Raw genomic sequence first — 20,044 nt, forward strand, 5'->3', positions numbered from 1 at the left:
GGAATCTCTCACATGCAACTCGGCATGATCGGCCTCGGCCGGATGGGCGGCAACATCGTTCGCCGCCTGATGCGACAGGGACATTCGACCGTGGTCTACGACAAGGACGCCAAGGCCGTCGCCGGCCTTGCCGCCGACGGTGCGACAGGTTCGGCGACTCTGGAAGAGTTCGTCTCGAAACTCGAGCGGCCGCGCACCGCCTGGGTGATGCTGCCTGCGGGACACATCACGGAGACGACGATCGACACAGTCGCAGGCGTGATGCAGCCAGGCGACGTCATCATCGACGGCGGCAACACCTTCTGGCAGGACGACGTCCGCCGCGGCAAGGCATTGAAGGCGCGCGGCATCCACTATGTCGACGTCGGCACCTCCGGCGGCGTCTGGGGGCTCGACCGCGGCTATTGCATGATGATCGGCGGCGAGAAGCAGGTGGTCGACCGGCTCGATCCGATCTTCGCCGCGCTCGCGCCCGGCGCCGGCGACATTCCGCGCACGGAGGGACGCGAGGGCCGCGATCCCCGCATCGAGCAGGGCTACATCCATGCCGGCCCGGTGGGCGCCGGCCACTTCGTCAAGATGATCCACAACGGCATCGAATACGGCCTGATGCAGGCCTATGCCGAAGGTTTCGACATTCTCAAGAATGCCAACATCGAGGCCTTGCCGGCGGATCACCGCTACGATTTGGATCTCGCCGACATCGCCGAAGTGTGGCGGCGCGGCAGCGTGATTCCGTCCTGGCTGCTCGACCTCACCTCGACCGCACTCGCCGACAGCCCGCTTCTGTCGGAATATTCAGGCTTCGTCGAGGATTCCGGCGAAGGCCGCTGGACCGTGAATGCTGCGATCGACGAGGCGGTGCCGGCCGAAGTCTTGACCGCGGCGCTCTACACACGTTTCCGTTCCCGCAAGGAACACACATTCGCCGAAAAAATTCTCTCTGCGATGCGTGCAGGGTTCGGCGGCCACAAGGAGCCGAAGCAGCCGGGCGCGGCGAAGCCCAAATGAGATCAAGCAGGACGTAACAAGCGAAGGCCGACCATTCGTGACAAAAGACCCGCAGCCAAAGCGCAAGCCGGAAAATTGCGCCTTCGTCATCTTTGGCGTGACCGGCGACCTGACCCATCGGCTGGTGATGCCATCGCTGTATAATCTGGCGGCCGAGAATCTGTTGCCGGAAAAATTCTGCGTCGTCGGCGTCGCCCGCAAGAGCCAGTCGGATGACGAGCTGCGCGACGGCCTGATGAAGGGCCTGCGCGAATTTGCGACGCGGCCTGTCGACGATGACATCGCCAGGCAGCTGCTGCAATGCGTCACCTTCGTCGAGGCCGATCCGAAGGACCCGCCGTCGTTCGACCGCTTGCGCGAGCATCTGGATTCTCTAGAGTGCTCGCAAGGCACCGGCGGCAACCGCCTGTTCTACCTCGCGACTCCGCCGGCCGCATTCGCGCCGACCGCGCGGGAGCTGGGCCGCACCGGATTGATGAAGGAGAACGGCGCCTGGCGGCGGCTGGTGATCGAGAAGCCGTTCGGCACCGACCTCGCCTCGGCCCGCGCGCTCAACGCCGAGCTCCTGAAGATCATGGACGAACACCAGATCTACCGGATCGATCACTATCTCGGCAAGGAAACGGTGCAGAACATCCTGGTGCTGCGCTTCGCCAACGGCATGTTCGAGCCGATCTGGAATCGCAACCACATCGACCACATCCAGATCACGGTGGAGGAGAAGCTCGGCGTCGGCCATCGCGGCGGCTTCTATGATGCCACCGGTGCACTGCGCGACATGGTGCCGAACCATCTGTTCCAGCTGATGTCCCTCGTCGCGATGGAGCCGCCGACGCGCTTCGATGCCCATTCGGTCCGCTCCGAGAAGGCCGAGGTGCTCACCGCGATCCAGCGGCCGAGCCGGGAGGAAGCGCTGAGGAGCTCAGTGCGCGCGCAGTATCTCGCCGGCCGCATCGGCGACGAGGAGATTCCGGACTACCGCAAGACCGCGGACATCAAGCCCGGCAGCACCACCGAGACCTATGTCGCGCTCAAGCTGATGATCGACAATTGGCGCTGGGCCGGCGTACCGTTCTATCTGCGCACGGGCAAGGCGCTGGCGCACAAGCGCACGGAAGTCGCGATCAAGTTCAAGCAGGCGCCGCTGTCGATGTTCTCAGGCACGGACATCGACCGCCTGTCGCAGAATTTCCTGACCATCGGCATCGCGCCGACCGAGACCATCGAGCTGCAGTTCAACGCCAAGATTCCGGGGCCAAGCATCACCATCGACGGCGTCGAGATGAAGTTCCGCTACGGCGACTACTTCCGCGTCGATCCCTCGACCGGCTACGAGACGCTGATCTACGACTGCATGATCGGCGACAATATCCTGTTCCAGCGCGCCGACGGCGTCGAGGCCGGCTGGCAGGCGGTGCAGCCGTTCCTGGACGCCTGGACAAGCGCCGGCACCAACGGCATCGAGACCTATGAAGCCGGAAGCGACGGCCCCGCCTGCGCCGATGAGCTGCTGCGGCGCGACGGGCGAAGCTGGCGGAAGTACTCGTGATGGCGGCGGCCGACCAGCCGAAGCTGATCGTCGAAGCTGATGCCGAAGCTCTTGCCCGCGCCGCGGCCGAACGGGTGACGGCGCGGCTCGCGGCCAATCCCGGACGGATCGCGATCTGCCTCACCGGCGGCTCCAGCCCGAAGAAGCTCTATCAGTTGCTCGGCAGCGAAGCCTGGCGCGGCCGGATTCCGTGGGACCGCGTGCACTGGTTCATCGGCGACGAGCGCTTCGTGCCCGAGAGCGATCCCCTCAACAACATGGCGATCGCGCGTGCGGCGTTTCTCGATCGCAATGCGCCCGCCGGCCACATCCACCCGATTCCGACCACGGCCGAGACTCCGGATGCCAGCGCGGACGCCTATGCAAACGAGCTGCAGGCCTTCTATGGCGCAGACCGGCTCGATCCGCAGCGCCCGCTGTTCGATCTCGTCCTGATGGGCGCCGGGCCGGACGGCCACACCGCCTCGCTATTTCCGGGTTATCCCGAGATCGAAGAGACCCGGCGCTGGGTCGTCGGCGTCGCCAAAGCCAATGTCGCGCCCTTCGTGCCGCGGGTCTCGCTCACCCTGCCCGTTCTGGCCTCCTGCCGCGAGATGCTGTTCGAGATTGCCGGGCACGACAAGCGACCGATCTTGACGCGCCTCCTCAATGGCGAGAATCTGCCGGCCTTGCGCGCGCGCTCGAATGGCGAGACCGTCTGGCTGGTCGACCAGGCCGCGCTTCCGGAGGAAATTCGTGGGCCACGCTGAAGCACCTTGTGCATTGATCGTGATGGGCGTGTCGGGTTCGGGCAAGAGCACGGTTGCGAAGGCGCTCGGCGAGCGGCTCGGCTGGCGTTTCGAGGACGGCGACAGCTTCCATCCCGCCAGCAACGTCGAGAAGATGCGGGCCGGCCATCCGCTCACCGACGAAGACCGCTGGCCCTGGCTGAACGCCATCGCCGACGAGATCGCGCGCGTGTGCGGACGCGGCGAGCACGTCATCATCGCCTGCTCGGCGCTGAAGCACGGCTATCGCGACGTGCTGCTGCGCGGTCGCGACGACGTTCGCTTCGTCTTCCTGAAGGGCACGAAGGAGCTGATCGCCGAACGGCTGGCCCATCGCAAGGGGCACTTCATGCCGCCCGAGCTGCTGACGAGCCAATTCAACACGCTGGAGCCGCCCGAGGCCAGCGAGCACGTCGTCACCGTCTCGATCGACGAATCCGTCGAAGCGATCGTGGACGGCGTGGTGCGCCAATTGAAGCTGGGCAGCGCAATACCCAAGGTCCTGCCATGACGCAAATCTCACTCGTGGTCTCCGATGTCGACGGCACGCTGCTGACCAAGGACAAGACGTTGACCGAGCGCGCGAGAGGCGCGGTGCAGCGGCTGCACCAGGCCGGCATCGGCTTCACCATCACCTCCAGCCGCCCCGCGATCGGCATGCGCTTCCTGATCGAGCCGTTGGCGCTGTGGCTGCCGGTCGGCCCGTTCAACGGCTCCTCGATCGTCGATCCCGAGATGAGGCCGGTCGAGCAGCACCTGATCCCCGCGAGCGCGGCCGAGCGGTCCTTGCAGATCCTCCGCGAATTCGGCGCCGACATCTGGCTCTTCACCACCGACAAATGGCTGATCGACAATCCCAGCGGCAGCTACGTCGCCCACGAGCAGCACACGATCCGCGCCGACCCCACCATCGTGTCCGATTTCTCGCCCTACCTTTCGAGCGCCTGCAAGATCGTCGGCGCCAGTGCCGATGCCGCCGGGCTCGCGGCTTGCGAGAAGGCGATGCAGGAGGCGCTCGGCAGCGAAGCCACCGCGGTGCGCTCGCAGACCTACTATCTCGACATCACCCCACCCGGGTTCGACAAGGGCACCTTCGTCAAGGCCATGGCAAAGCGCCTGGGCATCGCCACCGACGCGGTCGCCACCATCGGCGATATGCAGAACGACCTTGCCATGTTCCGCGTCAGCGGCACCTCGATCGCCATGGGCAACGCTGCCGACAACGTCAAGGACCAGGCCACCCACGTCACCGCGAGCAACGAGCAGGACGGTTTTGCCGAGGCGATGGAGATGATCCTGAAGCGGAACGGGATTGGCTAGAGCTAATTGGCCTTGAACGGGCGGATCAAGCCGCGGGCTCGCTGTAACCTCTCCCGCTTGCGGGAGAGGTCGCCGCGCCGCGGCGGGTGAGGGTTCTCTCCTCTTGGGGGTTCTCGCGAGTGGAGATACCCTCTCCCCAACCCTCTCCCGCAGGCGGGAGAGGGAGCGCACCTCCCTCGGAGCACCAGCTTACTTCGACCGCTGCACCGCCGCCTTCTCGCTCTCCTGCCTTGCCGCCGACAGATTTTGCGCCGTGTTGATCAGCGCGATGTGGGTCAGCGCCTGCGGGAAATTGCCGGTCTGGCGCCGTGCGACTGAATCATATTCCTCGGCCAGCAGGCCGACGTCGTTGGCAATCCCGGCCACGCGATCGAGCAAGGCTTGCGCCTTGTCGAGATCGCCTGACAGCACATAGGCATCGGCGAGCCACAGGCTACAGGCCAGGAACGCGCCTTCGAGCGGCGGCTGGTCCGCCGGCAGCTCGCGCGGATCATGCCGCAGCACGAAGCCGTCGCGCATCAGGCATGTCTCGACGGAAGCAATGGTGCCGCGGATGCGCGGATCCGATGCCGGCAGGAAGCCGACGGCCGGCAACAGCAGCACGCTGGCGTCGAGCAGTTTCGAGCCGTAGGATTCGACGAAGGCGTTCTCCTCCGCGTCGAAGCCCCTGTTGCAGACGTCGCGATGAATCGCATCGCGCAAGGTGCGCCAATGCAGGAGCGGCGCCTTGAAGCCGAAGGTCTCGGCGCTCTTGATGCCGCGATCGAATGCGACCCAGGTCATCACCTTGGAGAAGACGTAGTGCTTGGGCTGTCCGCGCCGCTCCCAGATGCCGTGATCGGGCCGGTCCCAGACCTCGGCCAGATGATTGAGCACGGCGCATTCCAGCGCCCAGGTCTCGTCGTCGAGCTGGAGCTTGGCCATGCGCGACTGGTGAAAGGCATCGATCAACTCGCCATAGACGTCGAGCTGGAGCTGCGCGTGCGCTGCGTTGCCGACGCGCACGGGCTGGGCGCCCTCATAGCCGCCGAGCCAGCCCGCCTCCCATTCCAAGAGCCGCCGCTGCCCCCAGATGCCGTACATGATCTGCATGTTCGCCGGCGAACCCGCGGCTGCGCGCAGCAGCCAATTGTGCCAGGCCAAGGCTTCCTCGGTGTAGCCCGAGTTCATCAGTGCCAGCAGCGTGAAGGTGGCGTCGCGCAGCCAGCAGAAGCGGTAGTCCCAGTTCCTGCTGCCTCCGAGCTTTTCCGGCAAGGAGGTGGTGGGTGCCGCGACGATGCCGCCGGTCGGGGCGAAGGTCAACGCCTTCAGCGTGATCAGCGAGCGCAAGACGAGATCTTGGTATTCGCCGTCGCGGGTGCAATGGCTGCACCAGTCCTGCCAGAACTTCTCGGTCTCCTGGAGAGCGACCTCCGGATCGATCGACCCGGGCGGCTCGATATGCGAGGGGCCGTAGGTCAGCACGAAGGGCACGGTCTCGCCTTCCTTCACCTCGAAGTCGGAGACGGTGGTCAGGTCCTCGCCGCGGGTCTCGACCGGCGTGCGCAACACCGTCATGTCCTGGCCGGCGATGGCCATCAAGGAATGGTCGATCCGTCGCACCCAGGGAATGTCCACGCCGAAGCCGAAGCGGATGACGAGCTCCATCCGCATTTTCACGGTGCCACGGATGCCGCGGACCAGCCGCACGATGTCCGACGCCTTGCCGCGCGGCGGCATGAAGTCGATCAGCGCGACGGTGCCGCTCTTCGTCTCAAAACGCGTTTCGAGAATGAGGGTATTGCCGAGATAGCGCCGCGTGATGCGGTTCTCCGTCTCGCTCGGCGCGATCAGCCAGCGTCCGTTCTTGGGCGTGCCGAGGATGGCGGCAAAGCAGGCGTCGGAATCGAAGGCAGGCCAGCACAGCCAGTCGATCGAGCCGTTGCGCCCGACCAGCGCCGCGGTCTCGCAATCGCCGATCAGCGCATAGTCCTCGATCCTCTGAGACAATGTCGTACAACCCTGGGAAACCCCGGCCGTTCAACTCCCGCCGGGCAATGAACGTTCCCGCGTCGCGGCCTTCAAGGCCGCGAGATCGATCCTGGACGCGATCTTGTCGAGGGCAACAGGAAGGCGCTGGCGCCAGTTCGGGTGCTCGTCGATCGTGCCGGGAATGTTGGGCTGGTCGATCACGCCGAGCAGGTCTTCCATTGACACCGCGAGCAGCCGGGACTGCGTGCGCGACAGGAAGGCGAGCACCGAATAGAGGTCGTTCGCTCGAATCCCGTTCTGGCGCAGGATCTCGTCGAGCCTGCCGAGCGCGTCCCAGCGCGCCTGGTCGTTCTCGCCGGGATCGAGCCCGAGCGAGCGCTTCATCTTGAGGTCGCTGAAGGAGCGCCAGCCGGCATAGGTCGACAGGTCATGCGTGTTCAGCGTGACCAGCGCATTGGGCCTGTAGTGGTCGACATTGCGGAAATGGCCGGCATCGTCGCGCTCGAACATCATGACGAGATAGGACCAGATGCCGAAATCCTGCATCATCTCGCGAAAACCTTCAGGCACGGTGCCGAGGTCCTCGCCGATCACGATGCATTGATGGGCCGCGCTCTCGCGCGCCACGGCCGCCAGCAGCGCCTCGAACGGCATCTGCACATAGGCGCCGTTGTCGGGCTTGAAGCCGCGCGGCACCAGATAAAGCCGCTTCAGGCCGAGCACGTGATCGAGCCTGATGGCGCCGGCATGGCGCATCGACGCCGCGAGCATGTCCGCGAACGGCACGAAGGACTGCGCTTCGAGCCCCCCGGCGTTGAAGCCGGCGAGACCCCAGTCCTGGCCGATGGTGTTGAGCACATCGGGTGGTGCGCCGACGGCGAGATGCCGGGAAATCGCCGTCTGCTCGTTCCAGGCATCGAAGCCGTTGGACTGCACGCCGACGGCAACGTCGAGATAAAGCCCGACCCGCATGCCGAGCCGGCTGGCGAGCTCCTTGGCGGCGTGCAACTGGCTATCGGCGGTCCATTGCACGAATTCGACGAACTCGACCTCGCGCTTGTCCGGCCCCTTGCGCAGCTCGGCGCATTTCGCCTCATCCGGCTGCTGCCATTCCAGCGGCCATTCCCACCAGGGGGCGTTGAAGCGATGGCGCAGCACCTCGAAGCAGGCAAAGCGGGACAGCAGCGGCCCGCGGGCGGCACGGAAGGCGTCAAACGCCTTGCGGCGTGCCTCGCTCGCGCTTGTCACGAAGCTGTCAAAGGCGGCGCGAAGACCCCGCCATTTCAACGCCGCCATGTCGGCATAAGGGACGCGGTCACCTTCGCGCAGGCGGGCGGCCGTCGCCGCCGCGCCGGGCACGAGGCCTGCCAAGAATTCGGGAATCGCCTCGACATCGATATAGAGCGGGTTGAGAAAAAGCCGGCTGTTCGGCGAGTAGGGGCTGCAATCGGCCGGGTGGTCGTCGAACAGGACATGCAGCGGATTGAGCCCGACGCCGTCGGCCCCGAGCTGCTTGGCAAGCCGGACCAGCCCTGCGAGGTCGGTGAAGTCGCCGATGCCCCAATTGCGGTCCGAACGGACGCTGTAGAGCTGGACGGCCAGCAGCCAGCCGCGGTCGAAATCGCCGCCGAAGGCGCGCTCGGGCGCCACGATCATCGGCACCTCTTCCGTCACGCCTGCGGCATCGGTCAGCGTCAAGCGGTGGTACCCGAGCGCCAGGCCGGCGGGCCAGGCGATCACAGGCTCGCGCGTCTCGCCTTGGGCGATCACATTGCCGTTGCCGAGGATTTTCCATTGCAGCGGCGGCGTGCCGATCGCCGCCAATTCCGTGCGCGGATGTCCCAATGCGCGGACCACGACCGGCCCGCTGACGAAGCGGTAGACCCGCCTCTCCGGCAGGGCATCGAGGATGGATTTGAGCGCCTCGGGCGCGGTGATGCGCAGCTTGCCGAGGGCGTCAACGAATTCGGACTGAACGCCCTTGATCCGGGCTTGAGCTAAAAGATCCATTCGGCACGCAGCTTGCAGGCCATTGTTTGGCCAAGGGCATCGATTTTAACGAGGTCGCGGAAGACGTTAGTCGGGCTCAACTCACGAGTCATGCCTGCCGTTCCCGGGGGGAACTAATGACACACAAGCGGCTTTCTATATAGGTATCAAGCGTAGGTTCCCGACAAGGGAAACGGGCCCCTGCTTTCTTGTCAATGGCATCACCGTGAACAAGACAATTCAAACTGTCGAAAGTGCCGCAGCCGGCAGCGCTTTCCTGATCGAGGACGTCTATCCCTCGGTGGATGGCGGCCGCTTCGCGGTGAAGCGGATCGTGGGCGAACCGGTCGAGGTCTGGGCAGACATCTATCGCGGCGGCGACGCCGTGATCGCTGCCGCGCTGATCTGGCGCCGCGAGCAGGAGCGCGAATGGCGGAGCGAACCGATGACCCATCACGGCAATGACCGCTGGTCCGGTGCGTTCACGCCCGTTGAGCCCGGCCAATATGTCTACGCGATCGAAGCCTGGACCGATGAGTTCGCCACCTGGTCTCACGCGGTCGCGCGCAAGCAGCGCGCGGGAGCCGATGTCAGCCTCGATGCGATCGAGGGCGCCGGACTCCTGACCAAGGCGCATGGCGCGCGACAGGACGCAGCGGCGGTCATCATCAGGCAGTGCGAGGATTATCTCAGGAACGGCGACGTCAATTCGCTGCTCGCAACCGAGCTCGGCGAAGCCATGGCCGAGAGCCAGTCCCGGCCCGACCTGACGCGCTCGGAGCTCTTCCCGCTGACGGTCGACCGCGACAAGGCGCGCTTCGGCGCCTGGTATCAGATGATGCCGCGCAGCCAGAGCGCATTGCCGGGCCGGCATGGGACGCTGCGCGACTGCATCGCGCGCGTGCCTGACATCGCCGCCATGGGCTTTGACGTGCTCTACTTCACGCCGATCCACCCGATCGGCCATACCCGCCGCAAGGGCCGCAACAATGCGCCGGTGGCGCGCGACGGCGATCCCGGCTCGCCCTATGCGATCGGCTCGGCCGAGGGCGGCCACGATGCCCTGCATCCCGAGCTCGGCACGATCGAGGATTTCCGCGCGCTGGTCGCGACCTGCCTCGAATACGGCCTCGAGCTTGCGCTCGACTTCGCCGTGCAGTGCTCGCCGGACCATCCCTGGCTGACGCAGCATCCGGAATGGTTCAAATGGCGGCCGGACCGCTCGGTCCGGACGGCGGACGGCCCCTATTCCGACATCGTCATCCCCGACTTCGGCTCGGTGGATCGGGCCGGCCTATGGAACGCGTTTCGCGATGCCATGCTGTTCTGGATCGACCATGGCGTGACCATCTTCGCCATCGACAATCACGACACCGCACCGCTTGCATTCTGGGAGTGGCTGATCCGCGACATCCGCCACCGTCACCCCGAGGTGATCCTGTTCTCCAAGACCTACGCACGGCCGAAGCTGATGAAGGGCCTCGCCAAGCTCGGCGTTGCGCAGTCCTTTACCTATTTCCCCTGGCGCACCTCGCGGTGGGAGCTGGAGCAATATCTCGGCGAGCTGACGCGCTATCCCGAACGCGACTTCTATCGTCCGCACATGTTCGTCAACACGGCCGACCTGTTGCCCTATCACCTCCAGAGCGGAGAGGCCTGGGCATTCAAGTCGCGCGTCGCGCTGGCGGCGACGCTCTCGGGCAATTACGGCATCTTTGGCGGATTCGAGCTGCTGGAGCATGAAGCGATTCCCGGCCGCGAAGAATATCTCGATTCCGAGAAGTACCAGATCAGGCAGCGCGACTGGGACAAGCCCGGCAACATCAAATCCTACATCGCCGAGCTCAACCGCGTCCGCTACGAGAACGCGGCGCTGCAGCAGACGGCCAATCTGCGCTTCCTCGGCATCGAGGACGGCGAGACGATCGCCTTCGCGAAGGAGGCGGCTGATCCGGCCAACACTGTCGTCATCGTGATCGCACTCTCGCGTCATGTGCGTGAATGCTGGCTGCCGCTCGGCGACGTCACCGTTGACGCCGGTGGACGGCGCCACCATGTGACGGCACTCGAAGACCTTCTCACCGGCGAACGGTCCCGCATCGAATGGGGCGGGATCAGGTTGCGTATTGATCCCGACCGCGATCCGGCGCTCCTGTTCCGCTGCCTGGCGTAAAGGTTCACGCCATGAATGTTCTGTCTTCCGTCGACACCAAGAAGGCCGAGGTTGCCGAGATCGTGGATGAGCTGTGGTACAAGGACGCCATCATCTACCAGCTCCACGTCAAGGCCTTCGCCGACAGCAACAATGACGGCATCGGCGACTTCGCCGGACTGACCGAGAAGCTGCCCTATCTGCAGGAGCTCGGCGTCACCGCGCTGTGGCTGCTGCCGTTCTATCCCTCGCCCGGCCGCGACGACGGCTACGACATCGCCGATTACGGCTCGGTCAATCCCGATTTCGGGACGATGAAGGATTTCAAGCGCTTCATCCAGGAAGCGCAGAAGCGCGGCCTGCGCGTCATCACCGAGCTCGTCGTCAACCACACCTCGGACCAGCACAAATGGTTCAAGCGCGCGCGCCGCAGCCATCCGGGCTCCAGCGCCCGCAACTGGTATGTCTGGAGCGACACCGACCAGAAATACCAGGGCACGCGCATCATCTTCACCGACACGGAGAAATCGAACTGGACCTGGGACCCCGAGGCCGGCGCGTTCTACTGGCACCGCTTCTTCTCGCACCAGCCGGACCTCAATTTCGACAATCCGCGCGTGGTCAGCGCCATCATCCAGGTGATGAAGCGCTGGCTCGATGCCGGCGTCGACGGCTTCCGGCTCGACGCCATTCCCTATCTCTGCGAGCGCGAGGGCACCTCGAACGAGAACCTGCCCGAGACGCACACCATCATCAAGCGGCTGCGCCAGGAGCTCGACGCGTATTCGAAGGGCAAGCTGCTGCTGGCCGAGGCCAATCAATGGCCGGAGGACGTGCAGGAATATTTCGGCCGCGGCGACGAATGCCACATGGCCTACCATTTCCCGCTGATGCCGCGCATCTACATGGCGATCGCGCAGGAGGACCGCTTCCCGATCACCGACATCCTGCGCCAGACGCCGGATATTCCCGCGACCTGCCAATGGGCGCTGTTTCTGCGCAACCATGACGAGCTGACGCTGGAGATGGTCACCGACGTCGAGCGCGACTATCTCTGGACCACCTACGCCAACGATCCGCGCGCGCGCATCAATGTCGGCATCCGCCGGCGCCTTGCGCCGCTGATGGACAACGACCGCCGCAAGATCGAGCTGATGAACTCGCTGCTGCTGTCGTTCCCGGGCACGCCGATCATCTATTACGGCGACGAGATCGGGATGGGCGACAACATCTATCTCGGCGACCGCAACGGCGTGCGCACGCCGATGCAGTGGAGCCCGGACCGCAACGGCGGCTTCTCGCGCTGCGACCCGGCCCGCCTCTACGCGCCACTGATCATGGATCCCGTCTACGGCTATGAATCCGTGAACGTGGAGGCGCAGTCGCGCAGCCTGTCCTCGCTGCTCAGCGCCACCAAACGGCTGATCTCGGTGCGCAAGTCGACGCTCGCCTTCGGCCGCGGCAGCATGACCTTCATCCGCCCGGCCAACCGCGCCGTGCTGGCCTATGTCCGGCAATACCGCGACGAGGTGATCCTCTGCGTCGCCAATCTCTCGCGCGCCGCGCAGGCGACCGAGCTCGACCTGTCACCGTGGAAGGACCGCATCCCGCAGGAGATGCTCGGCCGCACGCGCTTCCCTGCGATCGGCGAACTGCCCTACATGATCACGCTCGGGCCCTACGGCTTCTACTGGTTCCAGCTGCTGGAACGCGACAAGTCCGAGCCGGTGACGCCGCGCGCGGTGCCGGAGTTCGAAACGCTGGTCGTGCCGGTGAATTCGAACTGGGTCTCCCTCGCCCGCGAGCGCGGCGTGTTCGAGCGCGACGTGCTGCCGGGATTCCTGTCACGGACGCGGTGGTACCCCGAGCATAATCCCAAGCAGATCAAGACCGCGCTGACCTCGGCGGTGCCGTTCTGCGACATCGGCGACAACAGGCCCTGGATCGCGTTCTTCGAGACCGGGCAAGGGGACGCGGCCGCGCGCTACGTTCTGCCGCTGCAGATCGAATGGGTCCGCTTCGACCGCGAGCGCTTCAATCCCAGGGCGCTCGCTGCCGTGCGCCAGGGCGCACGCGAGGGCACGCTGCTCGACGTCGCGACCGACCAGATCTTCATCGGCCTGTTCCTGCGCAATCTGTCGCAGCATCTGGTGGTGGAAGAAAACAATCTGCGGCTGGAGTTCAAGCCCACCAGCCGTTTCGCCGACTACACCATCAAGGAGCCCGAACGCATCCGCGCGATCGAGCAGTCGAACAGCACCGCACTGGTCGACAACCAGTACGTCGCCAAGATCTATCGCCAGCTCGAAAGCGGCATCAGCCCCGAGATCGAGATCGGCTACTATCTCACGGAGGTCGCGCGCTTCGCCAATACGCCGGCGCTGCTCGGCAGCGTCGAACTGGTCGAGGGTGACCAGCGCAGCGCGCTCGGCGTGCTGCACGCCTATGTCGAGAACCAGGGCGACGGCTGGACCGTGACCACGGGGTATCTCGATCGCTATATCGACGAGCAGCGCGTGTTGCCGGCGGGCGAGAAGCTCCGCGAGACCCAGGAGCAGGCGCCTTACCTGCACTTCGTCGCGCAGATCGGCCGGCGGCTCGGCGAGCTGCATGTCGCTCTCGCGGCGGCAAAGCCGGACGATCTCGCTCCGGAGCCGATCGGCTCCGCATACATCAGGCGCCAGGTATCCGACCTCAAAGCACGCGCCGAACGGGTTCTGGACCGGCTGGCCGAGAGCCGCGACGGACTGCGGGAGGCGGACCGCCCGCTGATCGATCAGCTCGCGGAGGCCCGTGCGAGCCTGTCCGACCGACTGAATGCGCTATTGCCTTCCGGGATCGGCGGGTTGAACATCCGTCATCATGGCGACTTCCGCCTGGGGCAAACTCTGATCGTGAAGGACGATATCTTCATCATCGACTTCGACGGCGATCCGCGTGTGCCGCTGGCCGACAAGCGGCGCAAGGCGCCGGCGGCGCGCGACGTCGCGGGCCTGATCCACTCGATTGAAGTTTCGATTGACACGGCCCTCAATCGCGCGCTCAAGGGCGGCTCCGACGAGCAGGGCCGGCTCACGGCGGCGCTCGACGAATGGCGCGAGCGTGCTACCGCGACCTTCTTGTCGGCCTATCACGAAACCATGACCGATCGGCGGTTATGGCCGGAAGATCGGCGAGCCGCGGAAGGCCTGTTGAGGTTCTTCCTGCTTGATCACGCATTCAACGAAGTAGAGTACGAGCTGTCCTACCGGCCTGAGGGGCTGCATGCGCCGCTGACCGGACTGCTTCGCATTCTGTCCAGTGCCGAGAGCGAAGCCCATGCCTAAACTGCCTGCCGAGGCCTATGCGATCATCGAGGGCCGCCATTCCGATCCCTTCCACTATCTCGGGCTGCATCCCGAGGGTGGTCGAAGCGTGGTGCGCGCGTTTCTACCCGAGGCCGTCAACGTCGAGGCGGTCGGCGAACATGGCGAGGTCGCCCCGCTCGACCGCGTCCACGACGCTGGCCTGTTCATCGGCGCCCTGCCCAATGGCTCGAAGCACTACCAGCTCCGCGCAAAGTTCGGCAACGACGTTGTCGAGTTCGAGGATGCCTACCGTTTTCCGCCGATCCTGACCGATTTTGATCTCTACCTGCTCGGCGAAGGCACCCATCAGCGCCTCTACGACAAGCTCGGCGCGCACCCGATGCAGCTCGACGGCGTCGACGGCATCGGCTTCGTGGTGCTGGCGCCGAATGCGCGCCGCGTGTCCGTGGTCGGCGACTTCAACTTCTGGGACGGTCGCCGCCATCCGATGCGGGTGCGCGGCAGCGGCTATTGGGAGCTGTTCATCCCGCATGCGAAGACCGGCGATCACTACAAGTTCGAGATCATCGGCCCGCATGGTCATCTGATTCCGCTGAAATCCGATCCGCTGGCATTCGCGAGCCAGGTACGGCCGAAGACGGCGTCCATCGTTTTCGACGAAGCGCACCTGCCGCGGCCGCGGCCGGCGCCCGACGGCATCAATTCGCTGTCGGCGCCGATGTCGATCTACGAGGTCCATCTCGGCTCGTGGCGGCGCAAGAACGACAATGAATGGCTGACCTATCGCGAACTGGCGGAGCAGCTGCCGGCCTACGCCCGCGACATGGGCTTCACCCATCTCGAATTCCTTCCCGTGAGCGAGCATCCCTTCGACGGCTCGTGGGGTTACCAGCCGACCGGCCTCTATGCGCCGACCAGCCGCTTCGGCACACCCGACGAGTTTGCGGCACTGGTCGATGCCTGCCACCGCGAAGGCATCGGCGTGCTGCTCGACTGGGTGCCCGGTCATTTCCCCGATGACCCGCACGGGCTCGGCCATTTCGACGGCACCTCGCTCTACGAGCACGCCAACCCGCTGCAGGGGCGCCACCTCGACTGGGGCACGCTGATCTACAATTACGGCCGCACCGAAGTGACGAACTTCCTGGTGTCAAATGCACTGTTCTGGCTGGAGCGCTATGCGATCGACGGACTGCGCGTCGATGCGGTCGCGTCCATGCTCTATCTCGACTACAGCCGGCCACCCGGCGCGTGGATTCCGAACCAGTATGGCGGCCGAGAGAACATCGAGGCGATCGACTTCCTGCGCCGCTTCAACACGGAAGTGTTCGCCCGCTTCCCGCAGGCGACCACGGCCGCCGAGGAGTCCACCGCCTGGCCGCAGGTCTCGCGCCCGGTCGAATTCGGCGGGCTCGGCTTCGGCTACAAGTGGAACATGGGCTGGATGCACGACACGCTGAACTACATCAGCAAGGATCCGATCCACCGCAAGCACCATCACGGCGAGATCCTGTTCGGCCTGCATTACGCGTTCTCGGAGAACTTCATCCTGCCGCTGTCGCATGACGAGGTCGTGCACGGCAAGCGCTCCATCCTCGGCCGCATGCCCGGCGACGAGTGGCAGCGCTTCGCCAATTTGCGCGCCTATTACAGCTTCATGTTCGGCCATCCCGGCAAGAAGCTGCTGTTCATGGGCGCGGAAATCGCGCAGAGCCGCGAATGGAATCACGACCAGTCGCTCGACTGGCACCTGCTCGAATACAAGTACCATTCCGGCGTCCAGGCGCTGATCCGCGATCTCAACCGGCTCTATCGCGCGGTGCCGGCGCTGCACCAGATGGATTGCGACCAGGCCGGCTTCGAATGGCTGGTCACCGATGACGCCAACCGCAACGTGTTCGCCTGGCTGCGCAAGGGATTCGACGAGCACGCGCGGTGCCTGGTGATCGTCAACTTCTCGCCGAACGTCTACCAGAACTATCGCGTTCCCGTGCCCCTTGGCGGCAAGTGGAAGGAAGTGCTCAACTCGGATTCCGCCCATTATGGCGGCAGCAATGTCGGGAATATCGGCGAAGTTCATGCCGAGGACGGCGAGCTCCGCCTCACCATTCCACCGCTCGCTGCGATCTTTCTCGTTCCGGAAAGTTGACTGATGCGTCTGACTGCTGGATCGCCCGCACGCCTCGGCGCAAGCTGGGACGGACGCGGCACCAATTTCGCGCTGTTCTCCGCCAACGCGCAGAAGGTCGAGCTCTGCCTGTTCGACGCACAAGGCCGCCGCGAGCTCGAGCGCATCGAACTGCCTGAGAAGACCGAGGATGTCTGGCACGGCTATCTCAACGACGTTTCGCCCGGCCAGCTCTATGGCTACCGCGTGCACGGCCCGTACGAGCCCGAGCACGGTCACCGCTTCAACGCCAACAAGCTGGTGCTCGACCCCTATGCCAAGCGGCTCTCGGGGCGGCTGGTCTGGAGCGATGCGCATTTTGCCTACCGCACCGGGAGCCCGCGCGAGGACCTGTCCTTCGACCGGCGCGACAATGCGCGGGGCATGCCGAAGGCCGTCGTGGTCGACGAGACCTTCAACTGGGGCCGCCGCGAGATCCGCCCCAACATCCCCTGGGAAGACACCATCATCTACGAGACCCACGTCAAGGGCCTGACGCAGAAGCGCGACGACGTGCCGCCGAATCTGCGCGGCACCTATGGCGGCCTGTCCTCGCCGGCGATGATCGAGCACCTGAAGAAGCTCGGCGTCACCACGGTCGAGCTGCTGCCGATCCACAGCTTCGTCGACGACCGCATCCTCGTGGAAAAGAAGCTCGCCAATTACTGGGGCTACAATACGCTGTCCTTCTTCGCGCCCGAGCCGCGCTACGCCCAGGACAATGCACTGGATTCCTTCCGCACCACGGTGGCGCGGCTGCACGATGCCGGCATCGAGGTGATGCTCGACGTCGTCTACAACCACACCGCCGAGGGCAACCATCTCGGCCCGACGCTGTGCTATCGCGGCATCGACAACGCCTCCTATTACTGGCTGAACCGCGAGAACCCGCGCTATTACGACGACTTCACCGGCTGCGGCTCGTCGGTGAACCTCACCCATCCGCGCGTGCTGCAGATGGTGATGGATTCCTTGCGCTACTGGGTCGAGGTCTGCCACGTCGACGGCTTCCGCTTCGACCTCGCCACCACGCTGGCACGCGGGCCGAACGGCTTCGATCGCGGCAGCTCGTTCCTGACCGCGGTCCGGCAGGACCCGGTGCTGGCGACCGTCAAGCTCGTCGCCGAGCCATGGGACCTTGGCCTCGGCGGCTACCAGGTCGGCGCCTTCCCCTCGCAATGGTCGGAATGGAACGACCGCTATCGCAGCGCCATGCGCCGCTACTGGAGCGGCGAAGGCAGCCTGATCGGCGACATTTCCAGCCGCATGACCGCCTCGTCCGATCTGTTCAACCACGACGGACGGCGACCGCGCGCCAGCATCAACCACATCACCGTCCACGACGGCTTCACGCTCGCCGACCTCTTCAGCTACAACGAGAAGCACAACGAGGCCAATGGCGAGGACAATCGCGACGGCTCCAACGACAATCACAGCAACAATTGCGGTGTCGAGGGTCCGACCGACGATCCGAACATCATCAGCCTGCGCCGGCAGCTGCGCAAGAACGTGCTGGCCTGCCTGATGCTGGCGCAGGGCGTTCCGCTGATCCTCGCCGGCGACGAGGTCGGCAACTCGCAATCCGGCAACAACAACGCCTATTGCCAGGACAACGAAGTCGGCTGGGTCGGCTGGGACAATCTCGGCAAGGAGGGCGACGACATGGTCGACTTCGTCGCCCATCTCGCCGACATCCGCCGCCGGTTCTCGCAGCTCCGCAGCCATCGCTGGCTCGATGGCCGTCCCAAGGACGGCGTGTCGTACGGTGCGCTATGGCTGACCCCAGCCGGCCACGAGATGACGGAGAGCGACTGGAAATTCCCGGAAGGCCGGTTCCTCTCCTATGTGATGGGGCCGATGGAACCGGGCGGTGCTGCGATCTTTATCGTACTGAACGCCGCTCCCGAAGAAATCGCATTCAAATTGCCGCAAATGACCGAATACAAGAGCTGGCAGCAGATCCTGAACACGACCGATGCCATGCTGAATACGATCGACTTCCTGCCCGGGAGCGACAGCAAGGCGCCGCCGCGTTCCGTGCTCGCCTTCGCGGGGGCGCTATGAGACCGTCCTTCGGGGCGAGGCCGACGAAGGATGGCGTGTCGTTCCGACTATGGGCGCCCGCCGCGCGCCGCGTCGACCTCCTGCTCGACCGCGGGCACGCGATGCAGCGCCGGCAGGATGGCTGGTACGTCGCAGAGATTGCCGGCCTCACGGCCGGCAGTCCCTACAAGTTCAGGATCGACGACGAGATCGACGTGCCGGATCCTGCTTCGGCCTTCCAGCCCGAGGACGTGTTCGGCCCGAGCGAGGTGATCGATCACGACGCCTTCGTATGGCGCGCGCGCGAATGGCGCGGCCGGCCCTGGGAAGAGACGGTGCTGATCGAGACTCATGTCGGCACCTTCACGCCGGAGGGCACCTACCGCGCCATGATCGACAAGCTCGATCATCTGGCGGCGACCGGCATCACCGCGCTCGAATTGATGCCGCTGGCTGATTTCGCCGGACGCCGCGGCTGGGGCTATGACGGCGTGCTGTGGTATGCGCCCGACAGCGCCTATGGCCGGCCGGAAGACCTGAAGACGCTGATCGACGAGGCCCATCTGCGCGGGCTGATGATGTTTCTCGACGTGGTCTACAATCATTTCGGCCCGGAAGGAAACTACCTCGGCCGCTATGCGCCGACCTTCTTCACCGATGCGCACACGCCGTGGGGCAGTGCGATCGATTATCGCGTGCCGCAGGCGCGAGCCTTCGCCGTCGAGAACGCGCTGTCCTGGCTCGGCGACTACCGCTTCGACGGCCTGAGGCTGGATGCCGCCAACCACATCATGGCGATTCCCGGCGAGCAATCGATGCTGCAGGACCTGAGCGTTGCCGCCGGCGAGCTCGCCAAGGCCACGGGACGCCACATCCACCTCGTGCTGGAGAACGGCGACAATCGCGCCAGCCTGCTCGACGCCGCGCAAGAGCCGCCGAACGGCAAATATCGCGGCCAGTGGAACGATGACTATCATCACGTCTGGCATGTGATGCTGACCGGCGAGCTCGCCGGTTACTACGCCGACTACCAGACGCCGCGCATGGACCTCGCGCGCGCGCTGGCCTCGGGCTTCGTCTATCAGGGCGAGATCTCGGAATTCTGGGGCAAGAGGCCGCGCGGCGAGCCGAGCGGTGAGCTGCCGCCGGCGACCTTCGTCAATTTCCTGCAGAACCACGACCAGATCGGCAACCGTCCGCTTGGCGAGCGGCTGGAAAGCCTGGCATCGCCGGAACAGATCGAGGCCGCCCTCGCAGTGACCCTGCTCGCGCCGATGGTGCCGATGCTGTTTCAGGGCGAGGAATGGGGCTCGACGGTCCCCTTCCCGTTCTTCTGCGATTTCCACGGCGGACTCGCCGAGGCCGTGCGCAAGGGTCGCAAGCAGGAATATGCCTGGGCTTACGAAAAATACGGCGACGAAGTGCCCGACCCGCTCGATCCGGCAACGCTGCAATCCGCGGTGCTCGACTGGACCGGCCGCACGCCGCAACAGGACGCGCGGCTCGCGCTGGTGAAAGACCTGCTCGCGCTGCGTCGCAAGGAGATCATGCCCCGGCTCAAGGGCGCAAGCTTCGGCGACGCCGAGGCGGCCGACAACGGCCTGCTCACCGCGCATTGGCGGATGGGCGACGGCACGACGTTGCGCCTCGTCGCCAATCTGTCGGATCACGAGATCACCTCCACTACCAGCGCGGGCACGCCGATCTGGGGCGGCGCCAGCGAGCGGCTCCCGCCATGGTCAGTGGTCTGGCGGCTCGGAGGTTGAC

At 65.2% G+C, this 20,044-nt stretch carries 12 protein-coding genes; 10 read left to right on the top strand and 2 right to left on the bottom strand.

The annotated features are described in order from the left end of the window. Positions 1 to 12: 12 nt before the first annotated feature. The 5 genes from gnd to FJV43_RS10245 are packed head-to-tail and all read left to right on the top strand — an operon-like array spanning position 13 to position 4,647. Entirely contained in the window at positions 13 to 1,011 is a 999-nt protein-coding gene (gene gnd, locus FJV43_RS10225) for a phosphogluconate dehydrogenase (NAD(+)-dependent, decarboxylating) (protein WP_239626681.1), read from the top strand. Positions 1,012 to 1,048: 37 nt separating this feature from the next. Next, on the top strand, positions 1,049 to 2,560 hold the full coding sequence (zwf, locus tag FJV43_RS10230; RefSeq protein ID WP_239626683.1) for a glucose-6-phosphate dehydrogenase: 1,512 nt from the start codon (positions 1,049 to 1,051) through the stop codon (positions 2,558 to 2,560). Then, on the top strand, positions 2,560 to 3,309 hold the full coding sequence (gene pgl / locus FJV43_RS10235; protein WP_239626685.1) for a 6-phosphogluconolactonase: 750 nt from the start codon (positions 2,560 to 2,562) through the stop codon (positions 3,307 to 3,309). Before zwf ends, pgl begins: the two co-directional genes overlap by 1 nt. Further along, entirely contained in the window at positions 3,296 to 3,838 is a 543-nt protein-coding gene (locus tag FJV43_RS10240; RefSeq protein WP_239626687.1) for a gluconokinase, read from the top strand. The genes pgl and FJV43_RS10240 overlap by 14 nt, the downstream gene beginning before the upstream one ends. Beyond that, complete coding sequence (locus tag FJV43_RS10245) at positions 3,835 to 4,647, top strand: HAD family hydrolase (protein WP_239626688.1); 813 nt, start codon at positions 3,835 to 3,837, stop codon at positions 4,645 to 4,647. Before FJV43_RS10240 ends, FJV43_RS10245 begins: the two co-directional genes overlap by 4 nt. A gap of 189 nt (positions 4,648 to 4,836) precedes the next feature. On the opposite strand, the gene FJV43_RS10250 is transcribed toward FJV43_RS10245, so the two are convergent. Continuing rightward, positions 4,837 to 6,636, bottom strand: coding sequence for a glycoside hydrolase family 15 protein (locus tag FJV43_RS10250; protein ID WP_239626690.1), 1,800 nt, complete (start codon positions 6,634 to 6,636; stop codon positions 4,837 to 4,839). 30 nt (positions 6,637 to 6,666) lie between these two features. Then, the gene (malQ, locus tag FJV43_RS10255) at positions 6,667 to 8,628 is read right to left on the bottom strand and encodes a 4-alpha-glucanotransferase (protein WP_239626692.1); all 1,962 of its coding nucleotides are present in this window, start codon (positions 8,626 to 8,628) and stop codon (positions 6,667 to 6,669) included. A 205-nt stretch (positions 8,629 to 8,833) separates the two neighbouring features. Between malQ and FJV43_RS10260 the strand changes: the two genes are divergently transcribed. The 5 genes from FJV43_RS10260 to treZ are packed head-to-tail and all read left to right on the top strand — an operon-like array spanning position 8,834 to position 20,043. Beyond that, complete coding sequence (locus tag FJV43_RS10260) at positions 8,834 to 10,780, top strand: maltotransferase domain-containing protein (protein WP_239626694.1); 1,947 nt, start codon at positions 8,834 to 8,836, stop codon at positions 10,778 to 10,780. 11 nt (positions 10,781 to 10,791) lie between these two features. Next, a complete protein-coding gene (treS, locus tag FJV43_RS10265) occupies positions 10,792 to 14,085 on the top strand; it encodes a maltose alpha-D-glucosyltransferase (protein ID WP_239626696.1) in 3,294 nt (1,097 codons plus the stop codon). Next, complete coding sequence (gene glgB / locus FJV43_RS10270; protein WP_239626697.1) at positions 14,078 to 16,216, top strand: 1,4-alpha-glucan branching protein GlgB; 2,139 nt, start codon at positions 14,078 to 14,080, stop codon at positions 16,214 to 16,216. Before treS ends, glgB begins: the two co-directional genes overlap by 8 nt. A gap of 3 nt (positions 16,217 to 16,219) precedes the next feature. Beyond that, positions 16,220 to 18,298 carry a glycogen debranching protein GlgX gene (gene glgX, locus FJV43_RS10275; protein WP_239626700.1) on the top strand — a complete coding sequence of 693 codons (2,079 nt, stop codon included), beginning with the start codon at positions 16,220 to 16,222 and terminating at the stop codon, positions 18,296 to 18,298. Continuing rightward, complete coding sequence (treZ, locus tag FJV43_RS10280) at positions 18,295 to 20,043, top strand: malto-oligosyltrehalose trehalohydrolase (protein WP_239626702.1); 1,749 nt, start codon at positions 18,295 to 18,297, stop codon at positions 20,041 to 20,043. The genes glgX and treZ overlap by 4 nt, the downstream gene beginning before the upstream one ends. The last annotated feature ends 1 nt before the right edge of the window (position 20,044 follow it).

It is taken from the genome of Bradyrhizobium sp. I71 (assembly GCF_022354745.1).
Classification (GTDB): domain Bacteria; phylum Pseudomonadota; class Alphaproteobacteria; order Rhizobiales; family Xanthobacteraceae; genus Bradyrhizobium; species Bradyrhizobium liaoningense.